The sequence below is a fragment of the Enterococcus sp. DIV1208 genome (genome assembly GCF_050530455.1).
Lineage (GTDB): Bacteria > Bacillota > Bacilli > Lactobacillales > Enterococcaceae > Enterococcus_B > Enterococcus_B hirae.
Window position 1 is genome coordinate 2,386,864 of the sequence record NZ_CP172887.1, and the last position, 20,092, is coordinate 2,406,955.

The following is a 20,092-nucleotide window of genomic DNA, read 5'->3' on the forward strand; positions in this document are numbered from 1 at the left end:
ATTCGTTAGCCCTCCATACTTAAAATCAGATCTAGTGCCTTATCTCCATTTAAAGTGCCATAGGTTGCTTGTGGAATGACTGCTACTTTCACGTTCTTTCCTTCAATTTGTGCTTTGAGATCTGCCAACATATAAGACAAATGCGGACCAATCAACAGATAATTGATCTCATTGATCCGTTCATCCAATTGCGACTCACTAGCCGCTTTCACAGTTACTTCTTCCCCTCTTTTTTTCGCTGCTTTTCGAATAGCAGCCGCCATAAATCCACTAGAAGCACCCGAACCACAAATCAACAAAATATTTTTTGCCATCTTTACCATCTCCCCTTTTTTTCTTACACGTTTAGTTTAGCTACCGAGGTATGCGCTTTCAAACTTACTTTTTTCCTAGGTAGCGGAAATTAATTAACGTGAGGTTCTCTTTTAGCTATTATAGGGTATACTCCTCTTAGTTACTCCACCAGTTCTGTTGAAAAACGAATCCTGATAGTTAGGCTCATATCATCAGCTGGCTAACATTCCTGTGAATATCCCCGTACTTCACTAAAAAAGAAAAACATTCCCACAAAAAAAGAGAGCCGACCAGATTCATTCTGATCACGGCTCCCCCCTCTATGCCATTTTTTGATTTATGCTTTGTTATCAATAAACTCAGTATCCACTAATCATTCCTACCGTTACCTTACCCCAATGAAATCGGTTGAATATAATCTACCTGCCATTTTTGTTCTTTGTCTGAATAATTGAAATACCAGATCTGAGAAAAATATTGTCGCTGATGCTTGTACCCTGATAAGAGCAGGTTATTTTTTCGATCAATCGTATAATCATAGCAACTAAAATCAATTCAGATCGAGAAACTGTCTTCCTCTATTTGACGATAGTTCCCCAACTGTTGCAGTACGATTTTTTTAGTATGATTTTTAATACCTTCTGCTTGATTCTTTTGTAAGACTTGTTGATGCTCCAAAAATAATTTTTTCGTATAATAGCGCGAGGCTTTTTCCATTTTTTCATGTTCCCAAGCGTTTTGAATCGCAAAGAAGCTGGTTTCGATCTCTGAAAGCAATCTTTTCTTCGCTTTCTTTTTCCCAGGCATACGAGAAAATAGCTCTCTGGTCACACTGTGCTGTTCTTTCTTCCTTTTAAATAAAGCAAACGCCGCAAAACCACCAACAGACGCCCCCATTAATACATAGTCCTCTACGTCACCGTATGAACTTGATCGATAATACCCTCGTGATCTTCCGATAATTGGCCGATCGTCATAAAAATGATGTCCGACCGAACTACCACCAAAACTTCCGCCAGATCCACCGCTTCTCGTTGAGCCACCTCCATGTCCACCCGCTACTGCAAAGCCCTGTACTGGCAAAGCAAATAAAAAGAACAGACACAACAAACAAGCCAAATAATGTTTCTTCATGTTCCCCCACCCCATTCATCTTCTGTTAGCAACAATCTAACGCTGAAATCCCTCATTGCTACACTACTAGCTCAAACAGCAATTTCAGAAGCTACGTTATCAGTCCATTTATTTCATACGTTACTTTACAATAAATTGACTAGCAATAACTTAGTTATGAAAAAAAATTAATAAACGAACAAATGAATGTTGAATCTGGGGTTCTGCTTGTTAAGTGTTAATCAATGCATTAAAAGCAAGACTGCTAGATAATGATCTATTCAAATTCTGTATTAACTATTGACTGGGTGAAAAAGAATGCTTATAAGCGTAGGATCTCTGTCGAATCTGAAAGATTGCCTTATCCAATAATCATTGATGAAATTCATCATGAACTAAATAAGAATAAAAAAACACCTAGTGATCTCACTAGATGTTAACGAATCTTTCAGTTTTTTTCCTAGTACGAATATTTATGTTACGCAATTTTTTTCGAAACGAAACATTTGCCGATCAAGAAACGAATAAAAACAAAAAGATAGCTTCCTAGACTGACAATAAAAGCAAGAATCATTGTAAAGGGATACTTAGAAGAAACTTCAATTACCGTTGTTCCTGCTTTTCCTTCAAATGTTGCTAATCCTTCATTGTTTTCAATCTTGGTATTTTGCCCATTCACTTTTGCTGTAGTTCCCCAGTAATCAAACACGGGTAACGTGATTTTTTTATCTTTAGCACCTTTGACTGTATAGACTATTTTGGAATCAGAAGCTTTATATGCTGCTGTTTGCCATTCATTGTCTACTCTTATTTCATGCTTTTGCACATGCTCCTTATATTTCATGGCTTCTAGTGGTGCATAGTCAAAGACCCCTCCAACACCTACAGTGATGTAACTACCTAGAGTGTCTTTATTCACCTCTAAATGGTCACCTAGTGTTGGCACTTTGTGATTATAATTGGCTTTAGTGGCTGCCGAAACAACAAACATAAAACAAACAATCGCTGCAATACCAAGTATTCTTTTTTTCTGTCCAAATACCATCCTATTAAAAACAATGGATAAAATTAATGAGCCAAAAAGTACCTGAAATCCTAATATCCGCCAAGGAAATTGAAGCAATCGAACGGGTGTATTTTGCAATAGTGCCCATGGGACCAGCTTAGTTGATAATAACCAAGTAGCTACTGCAATCAGGTAAATCACTTTTTCCTTGCTCGTTAGCTTTTTAAAATACACAAGCGGAAGAATCAAAGAAACAATCCCGATAATCCCGATTGTAAAGGAGGCCAAATCATTATTCATGGCCCCAATCAAACTATCAGATACATTGATCGCTTGATTTTGCAGATCTGTTTTTCCTGGCTGATTGATGGATTGATACATGGTTTGCTTGAACATAGGATACCAAAAATAGGCCGTTAAAAGAATCGTCATTCCCACAGCTTTTGACATCTCCAACACCAAGCGAATGGTTTCTTCCTTATTTAGTTTATTCACAATCAGTTTGCCTATGATCATCATTCCAATGAAAAACGCACACATGAAAGTAGAGAGAACATGCGTATAAACAAGCAAACTCATACTGATTGCTAACGGGATCGCAGCCGTTGCTTTCTCATAGATCATTTTGTAAGCATAATACAAAACTACAGGCATAATCGTCAGTGCAATCGCTTCTGCAATCGCTGAACGATGGTAAATATCAATCGTTCGATAACTATAAAATGTATACAGACAGCTAAATAAAAAGGCAGCATCTACTCGCTTTAAAAATTTTTGACCATAATAAAACATCAATAGGATGGTACAAACATTCAACACCCATACGTATAAAATATAACTTACGATCAAATTATTGGTAATCCAATAAAAAATTACCGATGGAAAAAGGGTCAAGTAGGGGTAAAAATAGTTCACACCGCTGCCATAACTATTAAAAGTCGTAAAATTGATTGGTCCTGATAATATAGAGGATAATCCTTTAATTCTGGAAAGATGAAATGCGATATCTCCTGTCGTAGAAATCGTTTGTGCATGCCTAAAATAATTCACAGAATAAAGACCCGCAATAAGTATTAATATAACAAATAAGAGCAATTTTTTCTTTGTTTTCATTAGTAACTCCTTTCAAAAAATCATAATAAGTATAACGTAATTCTTGGAATTTTTCATAAATTTTTCTGTTTTATTTAGTAAACTATCCTTTTAGAAACAGAAAAAAAGACTGAGACATCCATCTCACTCTTTGCTCTGGAAACAGATAAATGGTGTTCAAGCATCAGCTCCTTGCAATAAGCCTAAATTTTTCAAAAACACGAGAAGCTGTTTCTAAAAATTTTTTCTTCTTATTATCGGAGCTAACCAATGCTTTCACAACTTCTTTTCCTTTAACCGCTACTAACCCGTCATCATTTTCTATGCTAGTCGTTTAACCATTTACTTTCGCAACGGTTCCCCAATAATCAAACACAGGTAACGTGATTTTTTGCCCTTGCGCATCTTCCACTGTATAAATGATTTTTGAATCATACGCTTTATGAGAACTACTTTTCCATTCATTCCCAACTTTTACTTCATGTTTTTTCAACTGATTTTTGTATTTCAGCGCATCAGACGGTGCATAATCATAAAGTCCCCCTGTCCCTGAAGTCGTGTAATGCTTAATCTCTTTTTTTGTCATAATCAGACGAGCGTTATAGGATTGGATCTTTTGCGTATAATTTATTTTCGTTACTACTGTTAGTGTCAAAAGCAGGAGGACGATTCCGCCAATCCACCATATACTTTTTTTCTGATCTGGTCTGCATTTCAAAAAGACCATCACCAAGATCAATGATCCGAAAAGCACTTGAAACCCTAAGATTCTCCAAGGAAATTGAATCAATTGGATAGGTGTATTTTGTAAAAGAAACCATGGAAAAACATTCGTCGATAAAAACCACGTAGCTACTGCACAAAAATAAATGACTCTTTCTCTTCGTTCAAATCTTTTCAAAAAGAAAAGCGGGAGGACTAATGACACGACACCAATCGTTCCCATTGTAAATGTCGTCAAATCATTAGTCATCGCACCAAACAAACTTTCAAAAATGTTCACTCCCCGCTCCTGAAGGTTTGTGCGGAAAGGACGATTGATGCTTTGATGCAGGACTTGCTGCAGCATTGGGTACCAAACATACGCTGTTAAAAGAGTCGTCCAGCCGACAGCTTTTGCCATTCCAACAAACAAGTCCAAAACATTTTCTTTCTTTTTTCGTTTAGCCAAAAGTGAACCGATAAACAAAAGCCCAATAACTATTACGCTCATAAACGTAAAAAGAGCATACGTATAAATAAGCAAACTCATACTAACAGCTAAAGGAATCACACAATTCTTCTTTTCAAAAAGAAGTCTATACGTGTAGTAGAGGACTACTGGCATAATCGTCAGAGCAATTGATTCTGAAATCGCTGAACGTTGGTAAATATCGATCATTCGATACCCGTAAAAAGTATAGAAACAACTAAATAAAAATGCCGCATCTACACGTTTAAAAAATTTCCGTCCGTAATAGAAGGTGATGAGGATTGTACACACATTCAGTACCCAAACATATAACATATAACTTAAGATCAAATTATGGGTAATCCAGTAAAAGATTACAGCTGGAAACAGGGTTAGATAAGGATAAAAAAAGTTGACCCCACCACCATAACTATTGAATGTAGTAAAATTGATCGGACCCGAAAATACAGAAGCCAATCCTTTGATCCTGGAAAAATGAAAAGCAATATCTCCTGTCGTTGCGATCTTTTCTGTATTATTAAAAAAGATAAAGGAATAAGTGCTTGCAATAGCTATTAGCAGAACAAACAAAATGATTTTTCAATTGAATCTCATAACAATTTTTATTTCTCCTTTCATACGTTACTCTATTTGAAATGACTCAGTGATTATTCATTGGGTGAATCACTCTCATTTTTATCATTTCATATTAAAAGAGCTTGCTAGTTATGTTTATGACATACTTATTTTTCTTAACTAACATGAAATACACTATACCTAATCAGCAAGAAAATATTTTTTCTATTCTCTCACTCATTCATTATTTTTTTCATCTTTTGAATAATGAAAAGGTGTGATTATTTTCAACATATGAGTTAGTTACCTCAAGATCCATTATTAAATTCTAAGCTATCCATTGACGAATAGATGGTTTCATTGATCCCTTCTCCCTTCTAAACAACTGACAGATTTCAATTTATAACGTATGTGATTTTATCAAAAAACAACTAGTTTTGTCATTTAATAACCTATAACATAGACATGAAAAGGCTTCATCGAGTTGATGATTCAAAATATCGTTATTTTTATTTAAAGATTTATTTGGAACCTCAATCTTATCATTCACTCTAAAGCGCTGTTTAAGCAGTAGCCCCTTGAAATAAGCCGAAACCAACAAAAAATAGATCCCTATCTCTAGACATCCATTGATAGACTTTATCGTGCCAAATTTCATTAAGTAACGTACTTTCTTTCAAAAAAACGTAAAAAACATTTATTAAGATGTTGGAATATGAGTAAAAAACGGATTTATAATCATACAAATTTTTTTGATTTTTGTGTACCTTAAAATCAAAAAATGGGACAATAATCAGATTTTTTCTGACTATTGTCCCACTCTCTTCATGGATATAATATATATTTAAAATTATATTTATTTCAGGTAACTACTACCAAAAATACCATTGGAAATGATTATAATAATCATCGTTCTAATTGTTAATATATGCAATTGCACTCCCACTACCAAATTTGATATCTGGTAAAGATCGTTTATATAAATTAAGTTCTCGCAAAGTATCTTCTCTATTCGATAATGCCTGAAACGCATAGCGTGTTCGACCATTTTCAAATTTCTTCGATTCAGAATATTGAGAAGAAACTTTATATGCTGCAACAACCGCATTATCTGCTCCTGTATTAACAGCTATAACATAGCGAATCCGATGTATCTTATCACGACCGATTACCCAGTTACCTAGCGTACGGGATTTTAAATTATTATCATCACGAAATCTGTCATCGATTGGATATTCTTGTGACTCATCTTTAGAAAGATTGAACGCATCTCTTACTTTTACTGCTAGAATCAACTCATTCGTCGCTATTTCATTTATAGACATCGGTTGAAACCCATATCGGTCTTCGATTTCTTCAACTGACATCGCCTTAGATCCATGTCCTTTTACTAAATTCGTTAACGAAAGACCTTGGATCAATTGAGCATAATTGATCAATGCATTTTCGCTTGCATAAGCTTCACTCTCCGTTAAGCCATAGCTAAGTATATAGCTCGATATTTTCAGTTTCATCCCATTTATTTCTTGAATTGTTTTTATTTTTAATGTTCTAACTGTCTCATTTTCTTCAAGTAAATCTGATTTTCTTAGCATATTCAGTGCCGCTTGACGATGGGCAAAAATACGATTTCCTTTTCCTTTCCCAATATAAAAAGTCTGGTTGTTTCTAGGATCAACCAAACAGTAAACATAGTAAGGATGTTTTTCATCTTTTTGCAACTCAGCTAAAGTAGATGTAGAAAATTTTTTAAGTTCACTCATTTATACTCCTCTGTTTCACTATTTTTTCCCTGTCTCAGAAAAAATATCATTATTTATGATAAGGCGCTGCGTATCATGAGTGAATGATATTAGGAAAACTTCATAAAATAAATCTTTTATACATTTCCACTTCTAGATGGTTATTCATGTTAGAAGAATCAAACTATTTTTTTACTGTCGTAATAATATTAAAACACTAGAACAAATCAATTAAATTCCATAAAATATAAATAATAGACCTAGCATCATCTGGTATAAAATGGATGCTAGGTCCGTTATATTTACTCAAAATTGATTCTACGAATAGATCTTCTTATCATTTCTATTTTAGTAGTCATGCGTTGTTGTTCTTCTAAAGGTGGTAATGGTATAAGTAGTTTAGATAAATTTGTACCATTTACATTTGGTTGCCCAGTTCCGTAAGAAATTTTTTCTAATAACTTCCAATATAATGGCGAGTCTAAGAAGCAGTCTACGTATTCTGATAATAATTTCTCAACTAACCTAATTCGAATCAAGTAAGAAGCAAAAACAGATTCCTCACTTATTTCCTTAACCAAGAAACTTTTTCCCATAGTTCCTCCTGTCCTTGCTATCAAAATGTCATTTTCTTCCAATCTTAAATCAACTAGTTTAGAATTACTAATATCACAGTAAGGCACACTGGACCAATTTACACGTCCCTCTTGTATATCTGTGATTCTTAAAAACTTAACATTGCCTTTTTTTTTCGCCGAATCTGTATAGCCATATTGAATCTTAGTAGAAATACTTCCTAAATAAACCCATAGTTGAACATCGCTAGATGATTTTTCTTGTCGTTCTTTATGAACAACAGTGATCATCTTGAGTTGTCCGACTATTTTTTAGTTGCAGCAATCTTTTTGGGACGCTTATTTGCATGAAGCAACGTTGCTAAGTCTAGTAATAAAACATTGGCTAACACAGGATTGGCTTTCTCGCGATACGCTGCGGCGCCACTTTCAAACAATACTGCTAGACGATCTTCTACAACAACGATTTGTTCCAAATACGGTGGAAATTTGATTCGTTTTAGGATCCGGCTAGGAGAGTCCCGCTCGGACACTAAGAGTTCCGAGGTATAAGGACCATAAGAACGACTGGCTAAGAGATAATGGCCATAAAAAGCCACACCTTGAATCTTATCAGATGTTTTTCTGCTCATTGTCACGGTTGGTTGGATTTTGTCTTTGCGGCGAATTGCTGTTTTCATTTCAGCTATCGTCGGCAATAGATAGAAAGTCAACTGTCCTTCACCTTTTAGTGTGAAGTTGCCAGATACCAGTTGATCATTGTTTTGAGTCAAATACGATGCTTGTGGAATCTCTGAGAGATCAGTTGTCAGCCAATAAGCGATTGGCTGTCCCGTCTCTTCAGATGTATCTGCTAAGATATCGATCAAACGTAAAGCGGCTACTCGTCCAGTAGCAGATCCTGTGATTGTCAACCATAAAAGTTCCCGTTTTGTATCATATACTAAGCCCCCTACATGTGGCCGTTTAGGTAAAATCAGCAGTTTGATCGGCTGTCCTGTTTCTCTATCCAGTACATGAATAATAGAATGATGCTGATGGTCATAGCAGTAGGCAGAAATAAACACAAAATCTTGAGAAAAAGCCAACCCTTGCGGCGTCATCCATTGACAAACCTCATTTTCGCCGGTTTCCGGCACCACCATTCTTGTTTCTGTTAATCCAGGAATGTTATATTGTTTTGCTTCAGCCTTTTCCCAAGCTGCTTGAACAATAGGATACCGTTTTAACTTTTTTTCAATATCCTGATGTATCCGTTGCTGCTTCCAATGCTTAAACTTTAGGACATAGTAAACAAGGAGGCCAATGACCAGCAACACTAAAATCATTATTGCTACCCGCTGTGTCATTTTTTTGCCTCCTTGTTCTATTCGATCAATCGTCCATATACCGCTATTAATTACCGTAACTACATGTTTCTTTTACTAGCGTTTCTTTATAGGATCTTTCATAATCTCATTTATAGTAACATTAAGAATCCCTTATTCTACTATAGTCACTTCCACATCAATATTGCCTCTTGTTGCTTTAGAGTATGGGCAAAATGCGTGGGCTTCTTCTGCGATTTTCTCTGCTTGGTCCTTATCAAGTCCTGGCAAAGAAACTTCTAAAACGACCCCGATTTGGTAGCCCCCATCTTCTAATTGAAATAAAGATACCCGTGCTTTGACTTCAGAATCAGACTCAAGATTATTTTCTTCCAGCATGTGTTGAACCGCGCCGTTGAAGCAAGATGCGTATCCAGCCGCAAAAAGTTGTTCCGGATTTGTCCCTTCACTATGGATTCCTGGGCGGTCGATCTTCATGTGCATACTTCCGTTTGGTGCCTCAACTTCGCCATCACGGCCTCCACGATTGATCATTGCTGTTTCGTACATTTTTTTCATTGAGATCATCCTTTCTTTCGTCGTTCTATATTAAGTGTAACGAGTATTTTTTAATCTGACAAAGGTAATGCTTGCATTCGGCGACATCAGTTAGACAACATCGATGATCAGTGATAGAAGCAGTTTATCTATACAAAAAAAGAAGGGTTCTATGATATTTGGTGTCCTTACTCGCCTTGAGTAACAACACCAAATATCATAGAACCACTTAATCAGCTTCACACTGCTTTTTCTACTTTCGTAGTTGAAAAAAACTTAAACAAATCATCGGCAAATAGTTAAAGAAAAAACTTAATCGTTGAAAGAAGCCCAATTGCTTAAAGAAGGCAAACTGACTAATCGACGGAATCCGTGCTAATCCGTAAAGACCTGCAATTAGTAAACTAATAACTGTTAAAACAAGATAAAAATGGCTAAGCGTACCTTGACCACTTTGACGATAAAGCAGAACAAGTAACAATGGGAAAAGTAGAAAGCCTGCATAGCCTAGCCCAGAACCTATATTATGGATCCAAGTCGATAGATTCCAAGAGCTTTCATTCGTATTGATACTGAATAAGCCAGTAAAAATACAATCACCTATCCCATATAAACCAACTGTTGCAACAACAAGTATTGCAAGTGTTTTTGATGTTCCAACAAATAGGTGATACAACGCAGGCAACGAAAGAACAAAAAAAAGTCCAGATACAACTGACCAGACCAAGAAAGCACGTCTGACTGGACTATCTACGTCACCAAACACACTAATTACGGTAGTCATTTGATTCAGTTTGGGATAAAAAAGGCCAAGGATATACGGTGTCGATAAATCACTAATCACACCTAATAATAAAAAATAAAAACCATATTTTTGCAAAAAAATCATTTTCTTCCCCTACTTTTTAGTGATTATTCGATACATCCAACAATCAAATTTTTTCTCATTTTAACACATATTTTTATTCTAGTTGCCTTTTGAACAATCAATAACATAAAGGTGAGTTTCTTCTACATTTTAAAAAATCGAATGGCACTGAAGAGTTCAGTTGTCAGCATCAATCTCCTACTCAAAAAGGCAAAAAAACGTAAGTCAGATGTTGTTGACATCTCACTTACGCATCCATTGATTGAAAATTTCTTAGTAAAATCTACTAGCCTAAAAATTTGAAGACTTCTTCTCGATCATACAGTTTAAATACTTTCTCGCATAAAAATTGAGTAATTAGTGCCGCAAAAACAGGGATGACTAACCAACAAAGAACAACAAGAAAGCCATTTAGCCCTGCATCTAAAGAAGCCAACGGACCAACAAGTCCGACCACGCCGAAACCAGCAGAAGCAGGCGTACCTGAAATAGAAAATAGAGCGACAGGAATAGCTGTAATCACTGCACTAACTAAACAAGGAATAAGAATCACAGGTTTTCTAAATAGATTAGGCATCATCATCTTCATAGCGCCTAAAGCAATCGCAATTGTCACACCTGACTTATTAACCTTCCAAGAGTTCACTACTAAAACAAAAGTGGTTGCAGCTACGCCCATCGCAGCCGCACCAGCAGAAACACCATCTAGTTGGATTGCCATTCCGATTGCTACTGTTGAAATAGGAGAGATAATCAAAAAGGCAAAGGAACAACCAATCAAGATAGACATTAACAGCGGTTGTAAGGTAGTGAAGTTATTAATCAATGATCCAATTGCAGAAGTAATTGCTGTTACAAAAGGGAATAAATAAAAACCAAGTAAACCTGCACCTACACCTACAACAATCGGTGTTAACACAATCGACACTGACCCAAAACTATTTCCAATCAGTAAAATCAGCCCGACAGCAATCGATGCTGTCAGCATCGTATTAATAATATCGCCTGTACCAGCACCAACGTAAACACCCGTTTCACCCAAATCAGGTGTGAATTTGACTACACCAGAACCAACAAAAGAAGCTCCGGCTACAACCATCATTCTCATCGGATCAAATCCAAATTGTAAGGCAATCAAACCACCAATGATCAAAGGTGTTGCTAGTTGAAAAATAACTGCTAACTGTGCGATCGTTACCGCAAAGGGATACGCACTAAAATATTTTAAAATGGCACCTAATACTGCATTAGGAATCAATCCAATAATGATTCCTGTTGCTGTACCAGCGAGGACTTTATTCAGAAAAATTTTCGGTGATATTTTTTGTGAAGTTTCCATTCAATCTCTCCTTTATTTTACGTTCAAACTATCTTCTTTTGCATGGACAAGCTCAGTCAAGAAATCACAATAAGGCGTCGCAACACCATATTTCTTCCCTTTTCTAGAAATTGCGCCATTGATATAATCGATTTCTGTTAATCGATGGTTCTTAATCAAGTCTTGATACATTGAAGGATAATGTAACCCAATTGTTTCCGGGTCAAAACAAGATTCACAATGTGCAATGACTTCTGGGACATCTAGTTCAATCTTCTCTACTGCTGCTACTTTGGCAAACTCATTGACAATCGTCGCCACCATTTTATGAGCAGTCGATGTTTTTCCTAGCTCAGCCATATTAACGTCTAAGATTGTGCATAGTCCGTTCATTGTTCCGTTCACACATGCTTTGCGATAAATAGAATAGTGAATATTGTCAGAAAAATGAGCATTTAATCCTGATTCAGACAATTTGTCTGCTAATTTTTTTGCAGCTGCTTCTTTTCCATCACCTAAATTTTGTAATTCTACTGAACCACTTCCAAATAATTTGACCTGACCAGGACCTTCAAGACCTGCCGTCCACATGGTATTTCCAATATAGATATTTTCCATTGGTACAAATTTCTCAATAATATCTTCATGCCCGATACCATTTAATAGACATAAGACCTCTGTATCTTTTTTGATTAATGATTGGATATCCTGCAGCATTTTTTCCAGCTGCATCGCTTTGGTAAATAGAATAATCAGATCAACTTGATCTTCTTTTTCTACTTCGGATTGAAGAACGATTGGTAGTTTTGCTTCTACCTCTTTACCATTAAAATTTGCTTGTAATCCATGTTCTTTGATTTGTTGGACATGTTCTGCCCAGCCATCGATTAATAATACTTCGTTCCCACTTTGGTGAAGCATCAACCCAAAGCGACTTCCCATTGCGCCAGCGCCTGCAATTGCTATTTTCATTGATTCTTCCTCCTTTTTCTTTCTATTATACTCATTTGAGAATCTTTTCACAACCTCGTTTTGTTATTCTTCTCTTATTTATCATGTTTATATCCACCATTCAAGTTATTTTATCAGCAAATCAATAAAAACTGGAATAGAATCCCAATTTCATCGTAAGAGAAACTAGACTAGCAATAAGAAAATAGAAACATTCATAGAAAAAATCTCACTCCTCTGATTATAAAAGAGGGGGCATTAACCTCGTGTATACTAAAACCTTCCATTCATTCGATGGATGATTTTCTTTTTGTGAAAAAATATTCATTGTAGTACAATGTTGCGCAACACAGACGGATGGTATTACTTATTATTTATTAAAATCGAACAATACACTTATTTAAAAACTTCTTTCCCAGATTTTCTTCCATTTTTACAGTTATAACTAGTATTATCATGAAAAATAGCCTTTTATTGTCTATGGGAATAATAATTTAAAATTGGTACTTTTTTATTAATTAGTTCATCGCCCAATAATCTCTCCAGTTTCTTAGCATCTCCTGACTCAACCGGAATTATCCAAGCCCAGTCTAAATAATTTTTTAAAATCTCATCATATTTTGCAAATATTTCATTGCCATATTCCGTCCTTAAAATTATATTTTCAGTGCCAGACAAGTGATTTATATTGAGTTGATAAAAAAGATCTCCATCTAAAAAAATATCATTAGAAGAAGATTTCCCCACAGTAATGACCATTCCATCAGCTCTATGTGTTACATACAAATAATTGTATGACCTCATTTCACCTAATGAATCAATTATTTCTTGCCCTTTAGCTCTAATATATTGATCTCTATTACCTATCTCACTCTTATTTAACAAAAGTTTTTTCATGTCAAATTTAATCGGCTGTTTTATTTTTGTAAATTCGCTTCTACTACTAATCCAATCCGAGATTAATTTTTCAACATGTCCCAGAGTAAACTCTGATTTATTCGCTAAATACTTTTTTTGTTGTATTAAAGACATCTTTCCCCGAAGCTCAAAATTGAGCCTACATCGATTCTCTATCTCTTCAAAAAGCATCTTATCTTCATCATTCTTATATTCATCATTCATAAAACCAATCCAGCTCCTCGATTAAGATAATATTTTAATCTCATACAAAAACTAGCTCTCATCAAAACAACCATTGTTTTGATTTCTCATGAAATTTCTTTATACTTTTCTCCGATTATAAATTCCTAACCCCTTGAGAAAATTACGCATATATTTATCTCCGCAAGGCTTAAAATTTCGTTGGCCTTCTTTTCTCAAAAATGCCCCGATTTCGCCTTTTGATGGATAGATTTCTGCCTCAGCAAAAACGTCTAAAATATCATCAGTGGTCATAGACAAGGCGATTTTTAATTTTTTTAGCAACACATTGTTGATATATTTGATTTCCTTGCTTTTTTGCGGCGTATCTACTATCGGCTTATCTTTTTGCGGACCACGCGCCAAGAGAATCAGGCCATTTAGGAATGCGTCAAAAACTTGGTTGTTGATGGTTTTTTCATACACATTATTTTCTGCATTATCTTTGTTCTTATCCTGTACTTTGGTCAGTACCGCCTGAGCTTCTTCTTTAGTCAGTGGTACACCGCCTAGCTCAAAAGCTTTAATCAAATCCGTATCTTTCAAATCAATCGCATAACGGGTTCTGTTGCAAAGTTTTAAATAAAGAATAAAATCCCTTACGGTATCTATGATTTAAGCTGGGATTCCCAATAATACCTTGATTTCAGTGCAGACCGAAAACCCGAAGAGAGTGCCTTCTTTTCGGGTTTTCTTATATAATCCTCGAATGGCTTCCATGCCTTTAATCGTGGTAGAGGCAGTGCGTAAACTTCGATAGAATTTATTGCGTCTCTTTACTGGACGATGGTCTTGTTCAATCAAATTATTCAGGTATTTAATGGTACGATGTTCTGTCCCTTGATAAAAGCCGTATTCTTTTAGTTTCTTAAAGGCACTTGTAATAGAGGGGGCTTTATCTGTGACTACAACCTTCGGTTCATCAAACTGCTTCACTAACCGCTTAAGAAAAGCATAGGCTGCTTGTGTGTCCCGTTTTTTACGTAACCAAATATCCAAGGTTAAACCATCTGCATCGATGGCTCGATACAAATAATGCCATTTTCCTTTAATTTTGATGTACGTTTCATCCATTTTCCATGAATAAAAGGATTTTTTATTTTTCTTTTTCCAAATTTGATAGAGTAGTTTGCCATATTCTTGCACCCAACGATAAATCGTCATATGAGAAACGTTAATGCCACGATCATATAAGATTTCTTGAACTTCACGATAGCTAAGGTTATAACGAAGATAGTAGCCCACGGCTACAATAATCACATCCTGCTGAAATTGCTTTCCTTTAAAATGACTCATCGTCATTCCTCCTGCTATCTTTTTCTATTATTCTACCTTATCTGATAGTAGATTTAAAACTTTGCAACAGAACCATCTCGAAAAATTGCTTCCTATTGTAAAGAGAACAAACTGGATATACCAAGTTATTCTCAAATTTATAAATTGCGTAAAAGGATTCCCAAAAGTCTCATTCAGTTAGCCCATGAGGGAGAGAAAATATATAAAGAGAATTATGATTTAATTGCTATAAGGGAAGCAACAAGACCGAATGAAATTTGGCAAGCAGATCATACCTTATTAAATATCAATTTACTTGATGAAAAAGGAAATATAAATCGTCCCTGGTTGACTATTATATTAGATGATTATAGTCGAGCTGTGGCTGGTTATTATTTGAGTTTTTCTGCCCCTTCAGCAATCAATACATCATTAACCTTACATCAAGCTATTTGGACAAAAAAAGATTCTTCGTGGCCTATATGTGGTATTCCTGAAAATTTTTATACGGATCACGGAAGTGATTTTACTTCAAATTTTATGGAACAAGTCGCTGTTGATTTAAGAATAAATCTCATTTTTTCTACCATAGGAATTCCAAGAGGGCGTGGGAAAATTGAGCGTTTTTTCCAGACGATTAACCAAATGCTTTTAGAAGGATTACCAGGTTATATTGAAAATAACTGCAACGAAAAATTATTAACTATTCAAGAATTTAAAGAGAAATTACACTGTTTTCTTATCAATGAATATAATCAAACAAATCATTCTTCTATTAAAGTAAGTCCGATAAAAAAATGGAGTGAGCATTTATTTTTACCGAATATGCCTAATAGTTTAGAAGAGTTAGATTTATTGTTATTAGAAATTCCCAAAACTCGAAAAGTCCACTCTGATGGAATTCATTTCCAAAGATTACGATATACTAATCCTAATTTATCTGCGTTTGTTGGAGAACCTGTTTTAATCCGTTATACGCCAAATGATTTGGCAGAAATTAGAGTATTTTATAAGAATCAGTTTCTTTGTAATGCCATTTCTCCAGATATTTCAAATTATGAAATCAATATGGATGATTTAATTTTTGCTAGAAATAAACGAAAAAAATTATTAAAACAAAAGATACAAGTACCAAGTTCTGTAGAATTATTAATTGAAGAGAAAAAGTATGAAGAAATAACTAACCCACCTAAGAAATCAGCTTTAAAGAGGTACTATAATGAATAAAACCTTTATTGAAACAAAAGAATATAAACGATTTGCTGAATTTTGTGACGCATGTATTAAATATAAGTATATTGGAATTTGCTATGGTGCTCCTGGCGTAGGTAAAACATTATCTTCAAGGTATTACTGTAACTGGGATAATATAGAAAAGCAAATTGCCTATCATCGTGCTGATGATATTGGAAAAAATGCAACAGATGAAATATTAAGTGTAAATAAAGTTTTTTATACTGCACCAGCTGAAAAGATGTCTCGTGTCAGTTCTGATATTAACACAATAACTAGTAGAATAGGTCTGACTAAAGCAATGCATATGGTATTAAAATACAATCAAGAATATCCTTCTGTGCCTAAAACCTATGAAGCAATTGATTTAATTATTGTCGATGAAATTGATCGTTTAAAGCTTCAGCATTTAGAACAGCTAAGAGATATTTATGATAGAAATGATCTGGCAATGGTTCTTATCGGTATGCCTGGTATTGAAAAAAGGTTGTCTCGTTATCCGCAACTTTACTCTCGCATAGGATTTGCGCATGAATTTGATAACCTTAGTAAGGATGAAACACATCATATTTTGGAATACAAATGGTCAGACTTAGGAATTGATATTAAGTTAGAAGATTTTTCTGATTATGAGGCTATCACAACTATCATTAAAATTACAAAAGGAAATTTTAGGCTTATTCATCGTTTATTTGCACAGATTGATCGTATTTTAAGAATCAATCAAATGGATAAGATTACTGTAGAAGTTGTCGAAGCAGCAAGAGATAGTTTAGTGGTAGGTATATAAAAAGCTACCAAAAAATTGGTAGCTTTTGTCATTTATTACTAAAAATTTTTGCCATTTAAATAGAAAAGTGACAGCTTGGTAAAAAAATGAAACGTTATTGGAAACTCCTACAAAAAGAATAAGCAAAGTTGAACGATGAAAAACGGGTTTGGCGTGCCAGTTTCAGAGATTACTTAACTGAAAGTGAGATTGTCGACCGATTGTTAGCTACTTGTCCCAATCTACGACAAGGCTATCAGTTATACCAAGATGTTCTTTATGCAGTAAAGAAAAGAGATCATTCTCTATTTGAGGACTGTTTATCCAGAGAAGTCAGCCAGTTACCTGAAACTTATGCGACAACTTTGCTAACATTTAAAAAGTTTCTGCCACAGATCCTAAATGACCTCCGCTACAGTTATTCAAATGGACTACTAGAATGTTTAAACAACCATATTAAAGTATTAAAACGCAATGCTTATGGGTTTCGAAATTTTTATCATTTCAAACGACGGATCATGATTCGACACGGTAAAACTATTTTAACCAAATAAAAAGAACAGAAAGAAGTTTTTCTTCTTTCTGCCCAAATTATTCTAAGATTTCTCTTTACCAACATCATTTGACAAAGAGCCTATTTTTTAACTAACTTTTGGTGAAAGAAGGAAAGAATATGGATCACAAATTAAGTGAAACAGAACAGTACCTCTGAAACTTTATCGAACACCATATCCTAGAGATCCCTAACTACTCCATTGTGAAACTAAGTGAACAAGCAAATGTCTCAACAGCCACCATTGTGCGGACAATGAAAAAGAAAGGCTATGAAGGGTTTACTTCGTTTAAGTATCATCTAAAAGAAGGAGAAAACAAGAACATCAATTTTTCTTTCTTAGATAAAGTAGACAAAGGCATCCGCCGAGCCATTCTAAAAAATGAACAAGAAGTGGTACGTACGATCAATATGTTGGAAATCGGAAATATTGAGGATGCGATACAAAGAATCAAATTTGCTGACCGGGTTTTTGTCTTTACCCGAGGATTTTCAGAAATGATTGGCCAAGAAATGCTGGTAAAACTTCAATTAACAGGAAAAAATTGTCAAATGCATACTGATCCAGAAATTATCAAAAGCATCAGTCAGAAACTGACTAAGAAAGACAGCGTTATTTTTGTTTCTTTGAACGGCGAGACAAAAGAACTCGTCACCGCCGCAAAGAATTGCTATGATGCAGAGATTGGTTCGATTCTAGTTACAGCCAATCATTCCTCTACACTCAAAGATTATTGCGAGATAAATCTCGTAGGTTTCAAATCAGAAGGTTCGTATTTCCCTGATTATGAAGTACGTTCACGCTTGCCTCTCCAGATCATCGCGAGAATTCTGCTTGATGCCTATGTATTGCGTATGGGGGAGAATTGAGGGTATTTGATTTGCAATTGATAACGATTGTCCACCGTATACTTAGCAAAACTATCTAAAAATGTTTGTAAGAATTTTGATATTATAATTTATTAATCCCTTTTTCCATCTTAGATAAAAGTTATATATACTTTATGACTAAAAATACTACAAAATAAATAAACAAATGGGATAATAAAAAATCTGGAACAGAAGCCTACGCATTCTGTTCCAGATTTGGGTTGATGAAAATTCGCATTTTTCAATTCTTATAAGCTATTTAAATCACTTTCTTACTGAAAAAGACCATTACTTAAAGTAATAATTTAAAATTCAAAAAAATTTCAATTATCTAAAATAAAGTAATTTTTCATGATATGGTTAATCTTATAAACTCCAGTATCTAAAGTTTTTATTAACAACTTCATCTTTACTCAATATACTTTTCACATCAATAACTACATTCTTTTCATTACTAATAAATAATGGTTCATATTCTTTGAAGTCCTTATTATACTCTTTATGATTAACAGCAAAAATCAAACAATCTAAATCATTTAATTTTTCATAATCTGTTAACTCTATTCCGTATTCCTTTTCCACTTCTTCTTTATCCGCATACGGATCAGAAACTAAAGCATTAATATCATATTCTCTTAATCCTCTATAGATATCAATTACTTTAGTATTTCTAGTATCTGGACAATTTTCTTTAAAAGTAAACCCTAATATGCCTACTTTTGCATCTTTAACTTTTTTTCCTGTTTTTACTAGTTCTTTAATTGTGGCACTAGCCACAAATTCTCCCATAGAATCATTTATTTTCCTTCCTGCAGAAATAATTTGACTATGATAACCTAATTTTTCAGCTTCAGAAATAAAATAATAAGGATCTACACTTATACAATGTCCTCCGACTAATCCAGGATAAAATTTCAATGCATTCCATTTAGTATTCATAGCTTCAATAACATCTATCGAGCTAATTCCCATTTTATCAAACACCATTGCTAGTTCATTCATAAAAGCTATATTTATATCACGCTGACTATTTTCAACGACTTTTGCTGCTTCAGCAACCTTTATTGAACTTGCTAAATGTACTCCTGCCGATATAACTAATTCATAAACCTTAGCTATCTCTGTTCTTGTTTCTTCATCCATTCCTGAAACTATTTTTACTATTTTTTCTAAAGTATGGATTTTATCACCAGGATTGATTCTCTCTGGCGAATAACCAACTTTAAAGTCTACCCCACATTTAAGCCCCGAGTATTTTTCTAAAATAGGTATACAAATTTCTTCCGTAGCACCAGGATAAACCGTAGATTCATAAACAATAATTGAACCTCTAGTTAAATTTTCGCCTAAAACTTTGCTAGCTCCTTCTATAGGAGATAAATCTGGGGTTTTGTCTTGGTTTATTGGTGTGGGAACAGCAACAATATGAAACTTTGCCCTCCTTAATTGAGAAGGATCACTTGTGAATAACATATCACTAGATGCTATAGCATCATCACCAACTTCTAAGGTTGGATCAATACCTCTTTTATATAAGTCAATTTTTTGCTCGTTAGTATCGAATCCTATGACATTAACCTCTTTTGAAAAGGAAATTGCAATTGGCATACCAACATATCCTAAACCTATTAATGATAAATTTTCCTTCTTACTAACCAATTTTTCATACAGATTAAACATT

Annotated in this window: 17 protein-coding genes and 2 pseudogenes; 4 read left to right on the plus strand and 15 right to left on the minus strand. The window is 34.6% G+C overall.

What is annotated here, in order from left to right:
- Positions 1-5: 5 nt before the first annotated feature.
- The 14 genes and pseudogenes from IGK91_RS10980 to IGK91_RS11045 all read right to left on the minus strand — a co-directional run bounded on the left by IGK91_RS10980 (position 6) and on the right by IGK91_RS11045 (position 15,007).
- Positions 6-323, minus strand: a complete 318-nt coding sequence (locus tag IGK91_RS10980; protein ID WP_196763502.1) for a PTS sugar transporter subunit IIB — start codon at positions 321-323, stop codon at positions 6-8.
- Between the two features lie 361 nt (positions 324-684).
- Positions 685-1,428 (minus strand): annotated as a pseudogene (locus IGK91_RS10985) (hypothetical protein).
- Positions 1,429-1,885: 457 nt separating this feature from the next.
- On the minus strand, positions 1,886-3,526 hold the full coding sequence (locus IGK91_RS10990; RefSeq protein WP_010737049.1) for a membrane protein: 1,641 nt from the start codon (positions 3,524-3,526) through the stop codon (positions 1,886-1,888).
- A gap of 313 nt (positions 3,527-3,839) precedes the next feature.
- A complete protein-coding gene (locus IGK91_RS10995) occupies positions 3,840-5,273 on the minus strand; it encodes a hypothetical protein (RefSeq protein WP_309597271.1) in 1,434 nt (477 codons plus the stop codon).
- A gap of 893 nt (positions 5,274-6,166) precedes the next feature.
- A complete protein-coding gene (locus IGK91_RS11000; RefSeq protein ID WP_010737046.1) occupies positions 6,167-7,015 on the minus strand; it encodes an LEM-3-like GIY-YIG domain-containing protein in 849 nt (282 codons plus the stop codon).
- Positions 7,016-7,296: 281 nt separating this feature from the next.
- Positions 7,297-7,860, minus strand: a complete 564-nt coding sequence (locus IGK91_RS11005) for a restriction endonuclease subunit S (protein WP_002330004.1) — start codon at positions 7,858-7,860, stop codon at positions 7,297-7,299.
- Positions 7,861-7,874: 14 nt separating this feature from the next.
- Positions 7,875-8,918, minus strand: a complete 1,044-nt coding sequence (locus tag IGK91_RS11010; protein ID WP_002292292.1) for a hypothetical protein — start codon at positions 8,916-8,918, stop codon at positions 7,875-7,877.
- A gap of 132 nt (positions 8,919-9,050) precedes the next feature.
- Complete coding sequence (locus tag IGK91_RS11015) at positions 9,051-9,455, minus strand: organic hydroperoxide resistance protein (protein WP_081123633.1); 405 nt, start codon at positions 9,453-9,455, stop codon at positions 9,051-9,053.
- A 232-nt stretch (positions 9,456-9,687) separates the two neighbouring features.
- On the minus strand, positions 9,688-10,323 hold the full coding sequence (locus IGK91_RS11020) for a DUF998 domain-containing protein (RefSeq protein ID WP_002330002.1): 636 nt from the start codon (positions 10,321-10,323) through the stop codon (positions 9,688-9,690).
- A gap of 265 nt (positions 10,324-10,588) precedes the next feature.
- Positions 10,589-11,641 carry a PTS sugar transporter subunit IIC gene (locus tag IGK91_RS11025; protein WP_002291912.1) on the minus strand — a complete coding sequence of 351 codons (1,053 nt, stop codon included), beginning with the start codon at positions 11,639-11,641 and terminating at the stop codon, positions 10,589-10,591.
- A 12-nt stretch (positions 11,642-11,653) separates the two neighbouring features.
- A complete protein-coding gene (locus IGK91_RS11030) occupies positions 11,654-12,592 on the minus strand; it encodes a 2-dehydropantoate 2-reductase (RefSeq protein WP_002291914.1) in 939 nt (312 codons plus the stop codon).
- Positions 12,593-13,042: 450 nt separating this feature from the next.
- Positions 13,043-13,693, minus strand: coding sequence for a hypothetical protein (locus tag IGK91_RS11035; RefSeq protein ID WP_002312640.1), 651 nt, complete (start codon positions 13,691-13,693; stop codon positions 13,043-13,045).
- 99 nt (positions 13,694-13,792) lie between these two features.
- Positions 13,793-14,302, minus strand: a complete 510-nt coding sequence (locus IGK91_RS11040; protein ID WP_081123635.1) for a DUF1456 family protein — start codon at positions 14,300-14,302, stop codon at positions 13,793-13,795.
- 24 nt (positions 14,303-14,326) lie between these two features.
- Entirely contained in the window at positions 14,327-15,007 is a 681-nt protein-coding gene (locus IGK91_RS11045; RefSeq protein ID WP_193792016.1) for an IS6-like element IS1216 family transposase, read from the minus strand.
- A 144-nt stretch (positions 15,008-15,151) separates the two neighbouring features.
- On the opposite strand from IGK91_RS11045, the gene IGK91_RS11050 reads away from it, so the two are divergent.
- The 4 genes and pseudogenes from IGK91_RS11050 (at position 15,152) to IGK91_RS11065 (ending at position 18,411) form a co-directional block, all read left to right on the plus strand.
- Positions 15,152-16,213, plus strand: a complete 1,062-nt coding sequence (locus IGK91_RS11050; RefSeq protein ID WP_374220198.1) for a Mu transposase C-terminal domain-containing protein — start codon at positions 15,152-15,154, stop codon at positions 16,211-16,213.
- Complete coding sequence (locus IGK91_RS11055; RefSeq protein WP_081123835.1) at positions 16,206-17,009, plus strand: AAA family ATPase; 804 nt, start codon at positions 16,206-16,208, stop codon at positions 17,007-17,009. Before IGK91_RS11050 ends, IGK91_RS11055 begins: the two co-directional genes overlap by 8 nt.
- A gap of 74 nt (positions 17,010-17,083) precedes the next feature.
- Positions 17,084-17,542 (plus strand): annotated as a pseudogene (locus tag IGK91_RS11060) (transposase); the annotation flags it as partial.
- A 164-nt stretch (positions 17,543-17,706) separates the two neighbouring features.
- Positions 17,707-18,411: a MurR/RpiR family transcriptional regulator gene (locus IGK91_RS11065; RefSeq protein ID WP_240187627.1), complete on the plus strand. Its 705-nt coding sequence runs from the start codon at positions 17,707-17,709 to the stop codon at positions 18,409-18,411.
- 366 nt (positions 18,412-18,777) lie between these two features.
- Here IGK91_RS11065 and IGK91_RS11070 read toward each other — a convergent pair whose 3' ends face one another.
- Positions 18,778-20,091, minus strand: a complete 1,314-nt coding sequence (locus IGK91_RS11070) for a nucleotide sugar dehydrogenase (RefSeq protein WP_113803773.1) — start codon at positions 20,089-20,091, stop codon at positions 18,778-18,780.
- Between the last annotated feature and the right edge of the window lies 1 nt (position 20,092).